The organism is Stygiolobus caldivivus, from assembly GCF_019704315.1.
In the GTDB taxonomy this organism is placed as follows: Archaea; Thermoproteota; Thermoprotei_A; order Sulfolobales; family Sulfolobaceae; genus Stygiolobus; species Stygiolobus caldivivus.
Genome location: NZ_AP024597.1, coordinates 2,645,975 through 2,659,297, shown reverse-complemented (window position 1 = coordinate 2,659,297; position 13,323 = coordinate 2,645,975). Strand labels below are relative to the sequence as shown.

Genomic DNA, 13,323 nt, shown 5'->3' with positions numbered 1-13,323 from the left:
TCACTCACTTCTTACCTCTCTAGTTAGGAGCGAATGCATGCCGAATATCTCTATGAACCCCTTCGCCATCTCATCCGTAGGATACCAGCCTTTGTTATAACTGGCAATTTTATCAGAGAAAGGTGAATATTTGGGTTTCCTACCTAGTATCCTCATTCCGCTACCTTCTATTTCTACCTGAACCTCTCCTGAAACCCATTTGTTTAAGTTATCTCCAGCTAACTCAAGAGTTTCCCTTAGTGGTTCATACCAGAGACCTTCATAAACAAGGTCAGACCACTGAGCGTCAATTATCTTTTTGAACCTAAGTTCTAACGGAGAATATGTAGATTTTTCAAGATCTTTATGGGAATATATTAGGACTAGTGCTGCAGGTGCTTCATACACTTCTCTGGATTTAAACCCTACAACTCTGTTCTCGAGGTGTTCTACCCTTCCGAATCCTCTAGACCCAGCTACTTCATTTAACACCTGGATCAATTTCACTAATTCCATTTTTTCGTTATTTATCGCTACGGGGACACCTCTTTCGAACTCAACAGTAAGTTTAATTTTTTCAGTGCTTTTCCTTTTAGTCCATTCAAAAGCGTCCTCCGGGACTTCTACTGACGGATCGGATATTATATCCCCTTCTATGCTCCTCCCCCATAAGTTCTCATCGATACTGTATTTACTACTTTCTGACTTAACCGGTATGCCCTTCTGTTTTGCGTATTCTAGTTCAGTCTCTCTAGTCATCTTCCATATCCTAGCAGGTGCTATGATCCTAGCCTCCGGGTATAGAGCTTTAACAGCTAGGTCGAACCTGACTTGATCATTACCTTTTGATGTAGACCCGTGGGCTATAGTATCAGCGTTTTCTTTTCTAGCTATTTCGACTACTTTTTGGGCTATTAACGGTCTTGCTAACGCTGTAGCTAATGGATATACATCTTCATACAGAGCGTTCATTTTCACCGCGTATGCTATAAACTTCTCTGCAAACTCTTTTTTTGCATCGATTGTGTAGTGTTTTTCGGCACCAGCTATATATGCCCTCTTTTCTATATCATCAAAATTATCTTTTTGCCCTACGTCAACGGTGACTGTTATAACGTTAGCGTTAAAGGTTTCCTTTAACCACCTTATGGCCACTGTCGTGTCTAGCCCGCCTGAATATGCAAGGACTATTTTCATTTCCGTTTTTACAAAGAAAATTTAGTATTTAAGATATGGTTATCATCAGAAAAACGAATTCTTTATGAAGGGAATGTTAAGGCAGTCCTTTAGCCCTTCTTTCTATGGACGTAATAATCTAGGGCTTGTCTTAAGAAGTCGGTTCGACTGTCTAAGCCTAGTTCCTCTGTATACTTATCTATTTTTGAAACAATATCTTCTCTAAGTCTCACACTTACAACTTTTTTCATATTCTCAGTAAAAAATAGTCTTACCCTCTTAAAAGAGTAACCTTTAAAAAACATCTAATAAAAAGCGTTTGAATTCATTAAAAACTTTTAACTTACTGAAGTAAGTATTACAGCGTTCTTATCTTTCTTGTATTCTTCTAACCTTTCTGTCATAGTTTTTATCGTAGCTGTAAGTATGTCCTTGTGGTATTTTCTAACATGTTCCTCCGCATCTTCTTTAGGAACAGAAATATCACAAATCGTACACGTATATAATTCGTCTTCGCCCTTCTTGACTATCGGTTTAATGTCCTTTGATATTTCTTTAATAATCGGAATAATCTTCTTTGCTCTTGACTCACTGCCACTCTTCTCTATAATCCTCTGTGCATAACCCCTAAGCTGATGTTTTGATATTTGATACTCATAAGCTACTGATGCAGGGCCTTCTCCTTTCACTAAATATTTCTCTAGAGCATCTATTATGTAGTCGCTACCTCCTAGTATTTTTAATGCTATATAATTAATTAAAGATTTTGTATCCATCTGTTTCATATATAGTCACTAGACACCTTTATTATCGCCAGAGTTTAAAAGGACTACTGTTACTTTTTAAAAATTAAGAACTTGATTCTTATATGTAGTTATCATTATTCCTTCTCCTTCCTCTACTCTTCCTAATTCAAACACTTTTTCAGTTTTACTTAAAATCTTTATAACTTCGTCCTCTTTTTCTTTATCCACAAACAGAACCATACCTATACCCATATTAAAAACTCTGTGCATCTCTTTGTGAGAAACTCCGCTATTTTCTATAAGTTTAAAAATATCGGGAGGCTCGGGCAATCTAATGTTAATTCGATAAGCTGTTATCCTCTTGAGTTTTGAAAATGAACCTCCGGTAATATGTGCAGCAGCTTTTATCTTTTCAAAAACCGATAATAACGAGTTAGAGTAAATACGAGTAGGCCTTAAAAGTTCCTCTGCCCACTTATCTAAATTGATTTTCCCTTCATCAATAAGCTTTCTAACCAACGAGTAACCATTAGAATGGATCCCATTACTCGCCAGCCCCAATACCACATCACCAGGCTTCACATCATTTCCGGTCTTTAATTTATCTGCTATCCCGACTACTGAACATGATAAATCATAACCGCTAATCACCCCGGGCATTATAGCTGTCTCACCGCCAACAACCACTACATTGGACTCATCTGAACCTTTTTTTAAACCTTTCATTACCTTTTCGACCACGTCGTCCATAGGTTTTTCTAGTGCTAAGTAATCAACTAGGGCTAATGGTCTAGCCCCTACACACGCTATATCATTTACATTCATAGCCACACAATCTATCCCGGTAGGTTCTATTATCCCCGTTTTTAACGCTAGTAAAGTCTTAGTCCCTACACCATCTACATGCATTACAATATACTTATCCCCGACCTTTATTGCACCGGCATAATGCCCTATCTTTATTGGTAATTCTGATGAAGAAAGATAAGACGAGATAAATGAATGGTAGCCCCTCAATTTATCTAAATCAACACCGGCTTTAGTATAATCACTCACCAAAGACCACCATTTGGAGACCAGTCAGCAGAGACGCCTAATATTCCGGCCCTCTCTCTAGCTTTATAAGTGTATCTTACAATTTCAGCTTTCTCCACTTGTGTATCTATACTATTACCGATATCATGCCTGTAGATTAGTTTAGTATCGGAAGAGATCATTGAGAAACATTGGTCTAGTCTTTTACTAGCATTATTAAACTCGTCGATCACCACTAGTTCTAATGCCCTCGAACCTTTAGTCACTAGAGACATACCTTCTATAGCTACCGAGCCAAAATATACTTTGCAACCTATTTCCCTCATTTTAGGCAAATCTAAGGAGATCTTGTGGCCACTCGCCATCTTTTTGTCTAAAGGGTAGCCGAGGGGTGCTACAGCCCTTACAATTGAGGGCTTTTCCGTTACATTTATCTTAGCCTTACTCAAATGTCTAGTAGCGACCATTTCAAGTATTTCGCCAAAATCGCCTTCTAGCCGAGGTATTATAGCAGAGGCCTCTGGGTCTCCCAATCTAGAATAATACTCTATAATTGTAGGACCCCATAAACCCGTTAACATCATCTGCCCAGATAAAATACCTATGTAGTCTTTTCCAGTTTCTTTCTTAATAGCCTCAGCAGTAAGCCTTACTATGTCTAGCGACTTTGAATACTCCTCTTCATTTATAAATGGGAGTGACCAACTTGGGCCAGATATCGATCCCATACCTCCAGTTTCAGGACCTATGCCGTCCTCATAGGCGTTTTTATAATCTTGGGCTAAAGGTAAAGGAAGATACGAGTATCCATCTGTTAATACATGGAGTGTATATTCTGGACCGTCAACTTTCTCTTCAATAATAAGTTTAACATCGTCCTTAACTAAACCCGCTATACGGTCTACTCCTTTGCTTAAGGCGTTTCTCTTTTCCTCGCTTAAATAAGCCTGAAGGTCTGCGACCACTTTGACGCCTTTACCTCCTACTTGTTCCGAGGGTTTTATAGCTATTGAGCCACCAAAATCAAGAATAAATTTCGAGGCTTCTTCTAAGTTATTAAACGCTTTAAATCTAAGCCTGCCTGGAATTTCGTATTTCCACATTAATTGCCTCATCCATACCTTAGATTTCTCTATCATTGCGTCTTCCTTATCCGGCCCTACTACCGGAATTCCTTCTTCCCTGAAGACGTTGGCAATCCCTTCAAATAAAGGATCCTCTGGCCCTACTACACCAAAATCGGGACTGGTATCCTTTATTACTCTTCTTACCTCCTCAGGCGATAAAATATTCCCGAGATAGTACTTACCGCCGGTGTTATTTACTACTTCCTTTATGCCGGGGTTAGTATATGTGGATAGTGCGTATACCTTATAACCTTTACTTGACTTACCTAGAGCTTCTGCTAATGCGTTTTCCCTTGCACCGTCTCCTATAAGAAGGACTTTAGCCATACTTTACACCTCCTTAGGGTAAAATTTGGTCATACACCCTACGCATAAATTCCTATGACCTATTACTTTATATAGCCCTTCTAGGCTTAACCAGTAAATTGAGTCCGCACCGATAACCTTTGATATCTCTTCATCCGTCAGGTTAGCAGCAATGAGGTCTTTTTCTTCAGGCACTTCCATACCGTAAGGGCAATAAGACACGAGCTTGGGACTACCTATCAGGACGTGGACTTCCTTAGCCCCTAAAGACCTTAAACTGAAAATTGTATTCTTTAATGTCCTGCCGGTGACCATAGAGTCGTCTATTAAAACGATCCTCTTTCCTTTTACAGAAGCCTTTATTGGATTAAGTTTAAGTTGAACGCCGATAACCTTAAGAAACTCGTCTGATGCTAGCATCGTCCTTATAGGACTCCCGGTCCTTGTAAAGCCTAATGCGAAAGGTATCCCGGTCTTCCTTGAATATCCGATCGCATATGGGATAGCTGTATCCGGTACCCCGATGACAACATCAGCTTCTATCTTCCTCTCAGAAGCTAATTGTTCACCTATCTTTACCCTGATATCGTATATATCAGCATTGAACACGTGACTGTCGATCCTGCTCTGATAAATAATGTCTATGGAACAATACTGAGGTTTAGCTTCCTTTATTTTAGCGTAAGAGACACTGTATTGGTCTATATAGACCATTTCACCTGGCGCGATCTCTCTCTTAAACTCACCACCTATTACAGAGATCCCTGAGGTCTCTGAAGACAGTATCGCTAAGTCAAACCCGAACCCACCGATCTCGAGGGGTTTTATTCCACTCTCATCCCTATACCCTATCATCCTGCCGTCCTTTGTTAAGAAGACTAATGAGAAAACGCCTTTACTTTCCCTCAATCCGCTCTCTGGATCTTTATATATACTTCTGAGGAGGTTTTCTGGGTCTCTCAATACTCCATCTATGACTGCAACGCCGTAATCCGTGACCATTGGGTAACCTCCTTTGGTTCCGCTATATCCTACGCCAGACCAACCCTCTAGTCCCTTTATATCTAAATCCTCTGGCGCTACATTATCTAGAACTGTAGAAAACCCTTTTTCATTTAGAGCCGTTATACCGCTATAGGAGTAGCCTCTGTGTTGTAATCCTATTAGACCGTAGTATAGGAATTTGCTTACATTCCATATCTTATCAAATGCGTATATACCTAGTATTCCACCCATCAAGTTCACCTCTTAAATATAGATTCTAACTGGGACATATTATACGAAAATTTTAGGGGATATACCCCAGAAAAACATGCATGACATAAGTCCCTCCTGCCTATTGACTCTATCATCTCCTCTATAGTAAGGTATTCAACTGAGTCAGCCCCTATTTCAAACGCGATTTCCTTTTCAGTTCTACCATAAGCTATGAGTTCATTAGATGTAGGAAAGTCTATCCCCATATAACAAGGGTAACGTATTTTAGGGGAACCCACTCTGACATGGACTTGTAATGCACCATTATCTTTAAGCAGTTTTACTATCCGCTTCATAGTATTACCCCTAACTATAGAGTCATCTATTAATACTATTCTTTTACCCCGCACAACTTCACTTACTACCCCGAACTTTTCCTCTAGTACACTCTCTCTTTTATCTTGAGTTGGCATTATAAATGACCTCTTAGCTACCATACTCCTTACTAAGGCAAGTTCTAGGTGGGTTCTAGCTTTTCTGGAATAGCCGATAGCTATGGGAATTGATGACTCTGGTATCGGGACTACTATATCCGCATCAACGTAATGCTTTTCGGCTAGGATCTCTCCTAACCTAATTCTAGCATTATAAACTGAAATTCCGTCTATTTTAGAATCAGGTCTTGCAAAGTATATATATTCAAACGAACAGAAAGAAACACTACTAGTTGAGACAATTTCACTTTCAATATTTCCTTCTTTGTCTATGTAAACCATCTCTCCGGGTCTTATATCTCTAACCACTGTTCCTCCCAGTTGCCTTATGGCGGAGTCTTCCGATGCAATAACATAACTGGAACCTATTTTACCTAGGACTAAAGGCCTAAACCCTTTTGGGTCCCTGAAGCCGACCAGTTCACCTGCCGAGGTTAGTATTACTATTGAATATGCACCGTCAGCTAAATCGGTGAGTTTCCTAATTCCAGATTTTATATCATTGCTTTCACTTAGTACTTTAAGAATAAATTCGGTATCAGTCCTAGTCCCAAACTTATAATAATTAGGAATAGTACCGTTAAACGCAATTGAGATTTTACCATTACTGAGGGGTTGAGCCTCATCAATTGTACCCTTTCCAGTAGTGGAATACCTAACGTGCCCAATGGATAGATTAGAATTTCTAAGGAAAATAGGGTCTATAGCGTCTTCTACTAACCCCATCCCCTTTAAGGTCTTAATTCCGCTATCTAAATACGAGATGCCTGCAGACTCTTGACCCCTATGCTGTAAAAGTTTTAGCACCTCGTAAGTGACTAAAGTAGCCTTATCGTCTTTACTCCACACTCCTACTATACCACAATGTTCTTTAATCATTTTCTATCACCCTGAAGAAATAATTATAATAATTATCGATCTCTTTACTTAATTCGAGCGACTTATCATCTATTTTAAGTACACCACTGCTCTTAGTCACCTTACCTATCACAGAGGCTATTACTCCCTTTTTGTTTTCTAAAAACCATTCGGGCTCTTTTGTCAGGACTATAAACCTTCCGGTGGATTCCGAGAATAGCTTTACTAATAAATCATCTCCTATATCAGCCTTAATCCCATTACTCCTTATATCGACCCCATATCCTCTTACCAATATCGAAAATAATGCTGAAACGAGGCCTCCCCTACCAATGTCTTTGGCAAACAATATTTTACCTCGGTTTATCCCTTGGACTACTAACTCGCTCGCAACAAGATCTTCGTTTAACCTTACTTTAGGAGTTTCCCCGAAATTACCATACAGTTTAGACAGGAAAGTACCCCGCATCTCGTCTCTTGCCAGCCCAAGCATTACAATACTTAGATCTTCTTCAATACTACCTCTTAGGAGTTTGTCCTCAACTAGCCCTGCCATTACTACAAGGGGTGTAGGCTTTATTGCTTTACCCTCTTTATTCTCGTTATAAAATGATACCTTACCTCCGACTACTGGAGTATTGAAAAACTTTGCTGCCTCAGCTATGCCCCTTAGGGCTTCCACAAAAGTATAATATACCTCAGGTTTTCTAGGGTCGCCAAATTGCAAATGATCGACTATTCCGATCCCTTTAGCACCTACGGTAGCTAAATTTCTATAAGCCTCGGCCACTATGTATTTTCCACACTCGTAGGCATCATTTTCACATAAATCCGGATTTGCGTCACCTTTAACAGCTAATAATTTTCCGTTCGGTAAAGCTATTACCGCGGCATCTGCTTCTCCCGGTTTGATCACTGTTGATGTCCCTACTTCATAGTCAAACTGCGAATATGCCCATTCCTTACTTACAAAATCTGGATGAGAGACTACTTTTCTTATCGCTTCTTCTATGTCAATCTTAGGCCTCTCAATTGAAGGCCTTTTATGTTTTCTAACCTCCCACATGAAAAGAGGAGGAGATACTAATAGTTCTGAAGGCAGATTAACTATTTCTTTGCCTCTATAACGAAACCTAATCACACTGTCATCTGTAAAGTACCCTATTTCAGCGCAAGGGTATTCGTAATATTCAAATTCAGCACAGATTTCCTTTACCCGTTCTTCTTTTACAGCAAATAACATCCTCTCTTGGGTTTCAGATATTAAGATCTCTTCCGGTGTCAGATCACTGACTCTGAGCGGGACTCTGTCTAAGTCTACGACTGCACCGAACCCATTAGCCATCTCGGTAACTCCCACGACTAATCCTCCACCGCCTAAGTCTTTGATAGCTTCAACTTTATCGGCTATGGATAGTGTAACGTCGAGTACTATCTTCCCTGCGAACGGATCAGCAATTTGTACGGCACCTATTTCATTTTCTCCGCTTAATTTCCTAGAAGCGAAGGATGCACCGCCTAGTCCGTCTAACCCGGTTAGCCCAACTATAACGATCTTGAGCCCAGCTTGTTTAACTACGCTGGGGACGATCTTATCTTTTCTAACTACACCTATTCCAGCCACATCAACTAGCGGGTTATCGTCGTATGTATCATCGAATGAAAGCTCTCCACCGACTACTGGTACACCTATACTGTTACCGTAAAACCCTATTCCTCTAATAATATTCTTTAACAACCATCTATTTCTTTCTCTATTTAAATTCCCTACCCTTATCATGTCTAAGAGGGCTATAGGAATTGCACCCTTGCTTATTATGTCTCTAATTATACCTCCTACACCCGTAGCTGAGCCGTTGAACGGGTCTATTGCAGAAGGGTGATTATGGCTCTCTAACTTCAAAACAATAGCCCAGCCATCTCCCACATCTAGTGCTCCTGCGTCCTGCCAATCCTCAATCCCCATCACTACTCTTTCTCCGCTACTTGGAAAGCTCCTAAGATATACTTTAGACGACTTGTAGGAACAGTGTTCAGACCACAAAGCGTCTATAGTTGCCCACTCAGCTTCATTTGGCTCCCTGCCTAACCTCTTCCTAGCTATTTCCATTTCAAAAGGGGAAAGAGTGAGCTTTACCATTTCTTTAACCCCCTAAATAATAATAGACCGTCTGTCTCTCCGTCAGGTGACGTAAGCTTAAAAGAGGCCCTCTCAGGGTGCGGCATCATACCTATTATATTTCCTTCCTCATTTGCAATAGACGCTATGTTTAAAAGAGAACCGTTAGGGTTATATTTTTCATCTACCTCTCCTTTCGGTCCTACATAATAGAGTACAGCGAACCTCTCTGCCCTACTTGGGTCATTATGATAATACCTACCTTCAGAATGAGCTATCGGCATTTTAATGATCTCTTTTTCAAGACCTCTAGTAAGGACTGTATCTTTTCTACCTACTTTAAGGTATACCCACCTACTCACAAACCGCAAATTTAGATTAGGTAAAAGGGCACCTTCTAAAAGCCCGCTTTCCACCAAGATCTGAAAACCGTTGCAGATGCCAATTATTATTTTCCCTTCATTTGCCATTTCTTTCACTTTTTTTATAGTCTCCGTACTTGCAGCTATACTCCCGGCTCTGAGGTAGTCTCCGAAACTGAACCCGCCGGGTAGGATTACAGCTCCATACTTATCTGGATCAAAGTCCTTAAACTTTACAATCTCGGCGTCTACAGATGCCTCAACTAAAGCCTTGTATACATCTACTTCACAAGTGGTGCCAGGGAACTTAATGACTGCTGTTTTCGTCCCTTATCACCCTTACTATAATCTTATGGACTATTGGGTTGTAGAGCCTTCCTTGTTCAGCTATTGTTTCCACTACTTTTTCCGCCTCCTCGGGGTTTGACGATTCTACCTTGAAAAGGATATATTTACCAGCCCTTGTATTCTGTATATTTTTGCTTATTTTTTCCACTACATATTTCTGTATAGTTTCTCCTTCTGGGTCTCTTATCCCATCCTTATTTAAGATGATTAATTCTACGTTGTATATCATTTTCATTCTTTACCTCATGTGCTTATTCTCTTAAAAAACTCCTCGTAGTTTTTCTTTACTGTATCTAGGTCAGCACCTTTTCTGTACACGTCTTTGTCGAGGATCCTTAAAGTATCTTTTTCCCTTATTCTCATCGAATCTAACGTTATTTCGTCACCTATAACAAGTCTATCTTGGTATTTGCCAAATTCAAGTTTAAAATCATAGAGTAAAAGTCCCTTTTCAAGGAAGAACTTGTATAATACATTATTTACTTGTTTCATTACTTCCTCTACTTGCTCGGCTTCTTTTCTGCTAAATAACCTAAAATATTCCATGTGTGAGTAGTTTAGAAGTGGGTCATGCCTCTCATCATCCTTTAAGAAGAACTCTATTATAGGTGGGTCAAATCTTTCGCCTTCTTTTATGGGTAGCCGTTTCACTATACTCCCAGTAGCGATATTCCTCAGGACTACCTCCACTGGGATCATTTTCAACTTTTTCACGATCATAGTCCTCTCATCATACATCCCTACGTAATGAGTTTCTATACCTTTAGACTCTAATAACCTAAATAAAATCGCGGACGTCTGTGCGTTTAAGACCCCTTTTCCCGGTATCTCGTCCTTTCTTGCACCATCGCCCGCTGTTATAGAGTCTTTGTAATAGAGTAAATAATGGTCTTTATCATAATCATACACTATTTTCGTTTTACCTTCACTGACCTTTGTGAAATCCATAATCGACATTTCATTAAATAGTATAAAAATCTATTGTAGATGGAGGGAAATTATTCACTTAACCAAGTAAAAGACATTATTTTATTTTGCGATAAACCAAAATAGTAACCATGAGCGAGATAACTATTGACGATTTCGCAAAATTAGACTTAAGAGTAGGGGTCGTAAAAAGTGCAGAACACATAGAAGGGACAAAATTACTTAGATTAGAGGTAGACCTTGGGGCTGAAACTAGACAAATAATTAGCGGGATAGCGGAATTTTACACACCGGAAGAGATAGTAGGAAAGAGAATAATAGTGATTGCTAATTTAAAACCTAGAAAAATAAGAGGGTTTGAAAGTCAAGGTATGCTCTTGGCAGCAGGATGTAAAGAAGATGAAGAGAAAGGAATAAAACCTAGGGTTATAACAGTAGACGGGGAAGTACCCGCAGGAACAAAAGTATGTTAAACCCGTTTGAAAAGATAAAAATCCCGCCCGAAGTAGAAGATTTTATAAAATCTTATATTAATAAGCTACCATCAATTGGAGGGACTACAGTAAAGGATAGGGAAATAAGAAGAATTAAATCATTAGAAGATTCTCTCTCTCGCTATACTGATTTTATAAACACGTTTCCGAGGATTGATAAGTTACACCCATTTTACCAAGAAATGGTAAAGATCGCTTCTGGCGGAGACGTTGATAAGTTAAAGATGTGTTTAGGTGCTATAAATAGGGCTGTCTTGTTATCAAGAAAAATTACAAGACAGTACATTAGTCTTATCAGGAAAAATCCAGAGGAAGAAGCTAATAAGTTGATGAGACAGTGTGTTGGAAGAGTAAGTTCAATCCTTAGGCAAAGAAGTGAGTGTGTAAGTTGGTCCATTAAAGTAGCTAAAACACTAAGGAAGTTAAACGCCATAGACCCATCCCTACCTACAATCATTATTGCAGGGGCTCCTAATGTAGGCAAAAGTACTCTGGTAGGGAAAATTTCAAGTGCTAAACCTGAAGTCGCTTCCTACCCATTTACGACAAAGGAGATCCACGTAGGACACATAGATATGAGGGTCTATAAAGTCCAGGTTATTGACACACCTGGTATCCTTGACAGACCTATGTCAAAAAGGAATAATATAGAATTACAAGCTATTAATGCGATAAAGAACTTAGAGGGTATTATTCTGTTCATATTTGACGTATCTAAAACTTCCTTATACGGTTCTAAGGAGCAGATCGACCTCTATAAAGAGGTTAAGTCGCTAGGCAAAAAAGTGATCCCGGTTTTGAATAAAATAGACGAAAAGGACGAGAACTTGTACACAGAGATAAAATCAGAGACTAACGCCCAGTTTGAGATAAGTGCGGAAAAAGGAGAGGGCATAGGTGAGCTTTTAAATTATGTATTATCCTTAATCAAAAATGAGATCGGAAATAAAATACTGGATTAGTGAGATTTTCCAATCGATTCAAGGAGAAGGCGAAATAATAGGTACGCCTTCTAATTTCATTAGGCTCGCGGGGTGTCACTTGAGATGCATATGGTGTGATACTAAATACTCATGGTTTAAATATGAAGGAGAACTGATGACTATACCTGAGATTTTATCCAGACTTCATAAAAGCCTCCCACTTACCACAATTACCGGAGGAGAACCATTACTTCAGGACATTTTACCTCTCGTGGGCGCTATAAAAAATATTTTAGGTCAAAAAGTCCTGGTAGAGACAAGTGGCACTATAACTCCTTCCAAAAAACTTATGGAGTTAGTGGATATTTTTTCTGTATCGCCTAAGCTAACTAACTCAGGATATAAGTTTAATTATGATTTTAAAAACCTAAAGTGGCCAACGTACTACAAATTTGTAATATTAAATCCAGAGACAGACCTCAAAGAAGTTATTAATTTCGTTACAGACAACAAGATACCCCCTGAAAGAGTGATCTTACAACCCGATGGTAGAGTACCTAACTATAAGGAAGCACTTAAAAAATTAGCCGACACTGTAATGGAACTTGGTCTCCCCTTCAGAGTACTCCCCCAACTCCACAGGATTATCGACTATAGATGATGCCACACTGTCTTTTAAGCGCCTCAACTTTTCTTTCCCTTTCTGCAATACTTCAAGTGAAATTCCAACTAATTCCTCTAACTCTTTATAACTTAAAGAAGGGGACAGATAATGAACCATTTTTACTCCAGTCCTAAGCTCTACTAAAATTCCTTTATTATTTGATGTTAAGATCCCGCTGTGTTTAAAACCGGCTCCCCTAGCTGTCTTTATTATATTCCAGGCTTCCTCTTGATCTTTCGTATACACATGAAGTATAGGACCTTGAACGATAAGCCATAGCCTCCTTACATACCCCTTAGAGATAGTATCCTTTAGATCCTCAAGGGAAAAGGTTATGTGGTTCTTATAAACTACTGTAGAATCTTTTCTTTCCCATGGAAGATAGGAATCTACAATAGATACCCTACCACTACAACTACTCTGAGTATAAGCCTTTTCCCTCTTAAAAAATACCTCAAGTACATCAAATATATCTGGGTCTAAGTAACCGATTTCTTTATCCCTCATTATCCTTTCCCAAGCCTTCTTTTTGTACTCTTTCCACTCATCCACGAGTCTTTTTAGTAAT

At 39.3% G+C, this 13,323-nt stretch carries 15 protein-coding genes; 3 read left to right on the top strand and 12 right to left on the bottom strand.

Going from position 1 to position 13,323, the window contains the following annotated elements; all coding sequences use genetic code 11:
• The 11 genes from KN1_RS13320 to purC form a co-directional block, all read right to left on the bottom strand.
• Positions 1 to 1,176 carry an argininosuccinate synthase gene (locus tag KN1_RS13320; RefSeq protein ID WP_221288139.1) on the bottom strand — a complete coding sequence of 392 codons (1,176 nt, stop codon included), beginning with the start codon at positions 1,174 to 1,176 and terminating at the stop codon, positions 1 to 3.
• Positions 1,177 to 1,265: 89 nt separating this feature from the next.
• Positions 1,266 to 1,460 carry a ribbon-helix-helix domain-containing protein gene (locus KN1_RS13315; protein WP_225905708.1) on the bottom strand — a complete coding sequence of 65 codons (195 nt, stop codon included), beginning with the start codon at positions 1,458 to 1,460 and terminating at the stop codon, positions 1,266 to 1,268.
• Between the two features lie 33 nt (positions 1,461 to 1,493).
• A complete protein-coding gene (locus KN1_RS13310) occupies positions 1,494 to 1,940 on the bottom strand; it encodes a hypothetical protein (RefSeq protein ID WP_221288138.1) in 447 nt (148 codons plus the stop codon).
• 57 nt (positions 1,941 to 1,997) lie between these two features.
• Positions 1,998 to 2,960: a phosphoribosylformylglycinamidine cyclo-ligase gene (purM, locus tag KN1_RS13305; protein WP_221288136.1), complete on the bottom strand. Its 963-nt coding sequence runs from the start codon at positions 2,958 to 2,960 to the stop codon at positions 1,998 to 2,000.
• Positions 2,954 to 4,390: a phosphoribosylamine--glycine ligase gene (gene purD, locus KN1_RS13300; protein WP_221288134.1), complete on the bottom strand. Its 1,437-nt coding sequence runs from the start codon at positions 4,388 to 4,390 to the stop codon at positions 2,954 to 2,956. The genes purM and purD overlap by 7 nt, the downstream gene beginning before the upstream one ends.
• 3 nt (positions 4,391 to 4,393) lie before the next feature.
• On the bottom strand, positions 4,394 to 5,605 hold the full coding sequence (locus KN1_RS13295; RefSeq protein WP_221288132.1) for an amidophosphoribosyltransferase: 1,212 nt from the start codon (positions 5,603 to 5,605) through the stop codon (positions 4,394 to 4,396).
• A gap of 5 nt (positions 5,606 to 5,610) precedes the next feature.
• Positions 5,611 to 6,939 carry an amidophosphoribosyltransferase gene (purF, locus tag KN1_RS13290; protein ID WP_221288130.1) on the bottom strand — a complete coding sequence of 443 codons (1,329 nt, stop codon included), beginning with the start codon at positions 6,937 to 6,939 and terminating at the stop codon, positions 5,611 to 5,613.
• Positions 6,932 to 9,058, bottom strand: coding sequence for a phosphoribosylformylglycinamidine synthase subunit PurL (purL, locus tag KN1_RS13285; RefSeq protein WP_221288128.1), 2,127 nt, complete (start codon positions 9,056 to 9,058; stop codon positions 6,932 to 6,934). The genes purF and purL overlap by 8 nt, the downstream gene beginning before the upstream one ends.
• Positions 9,052 to 9,711 carry a phosphoribosylformylglycinamidine synthase I gene (purQ, locus tag KN1_RS13280; protein WP_221290779.1) on the bottom strand — a complete coding sequence of 220 codons (660 nt, stop codon included), beginning with the start codon at positions 9,709 to 9,711 and terminating at the stop codon, positions 9,052 to 9,054. Before purQ ends, purL begins: the two co-directional genes overlap by 7 nt.
• Positions 9,707 to 9,976 (bottom strand): phosphoribosylformylglycinamidine synthase subunit PurS, encoded by a 270-nt coding sequence (purS, locus tag KN1_RS13275; protein ID WP_221290786.1) that lies wholly within the window; start codon positions 9,974 to 9,976, stop codon positions 9,707 to 9,709. Before purS ends, purQ begins: the two co-directional genes overlap by 5 nt.
• Positions 9,977 to 9,990: 14 nt before the next feature.
• Positions 9,991 to 10,695, bottom strand: a complete 705-nt coding sequence (gene purC / locus KN1_RS13270; RefSeq protein ID WP_221288126.1) for a phosphoribosylaminoimidazolesuccinocarboxamide synthase — start codon at positions 10,693 to 10,695, stop codon at positions 9,991 to 9,993.
• 110 nt (positions 10,696 to 10,805) lie between these two features.
• On the opposite strand from purC, the gene metG reads away from it, so the two are divergent.
• From metG to KN1_RS13255, 3 genes are read left to right on the top strand one after another with little or no spacing between them, the layout of a single operon-like run.
• Positions 10,806 to 11,147 carry a methionine--tRNA ligase subunit beta gene (metG, locus tag KN1_RS13265; RefSeq protein ID WP_221288124.1) on the top strand — a complete coding sequence of 114 codons (342 nt, stop codon included), beginning with the start codon at positions 10,806 to 10,808 and terminating at the stop codon, positions 11,145 to 11,147.
• Positions 11,141 to 12,130, top strand: a complete 990-nt coding sequence (locus KN1_RS13260) for an NOG1 family protein (protein ID WP_221288122.1) — start codon at positions 11,141 to 11,143, stop codon at positions 12,128 to 12,130. Before metG ends, KN1_RS13260 begins: the two co-directional genes overlap by 7 nt.
• The gene (locus tag KN1_RS13255) at positions 12,114 to 12,752 is read left to right on the top strand and encodes a 7-carboxy-7-deazaguanine synthase QueE (RefSeq protein ID WP_221290778.1); all 639 of its coding nucleotides are present in this window, start codon (positions 12,114 to 12,116) and stop codon (positions 12,750 to 12,752) included. Before KN1_RS13260 ends, KN1_RS13255 begins: the two co-directional genes overlap by 17 nt.
• Here KN1_RS13255 and KN1_RS13250 read toward each other — a convergent pair.
• Entirely contained in the window at positions 12,675 to 13,262 is a 588-nt protein-coding gene (locus KN1_RS13250; RefSeq protein WP_420857169.1) for a tRNA(Phe) 7-((3-amino-3-carboxypropyl)-4-demethylwyosine(37)-N(4))-methyltransferase, read from the bottom strand. The two genes, KN1_RS13255 and KN1_RS13250, sit on opposite strands and share 78 nt — an antisense overlap.
• Positions 13,263 to 13,323 lie beyond the last annotated feature (61 nt).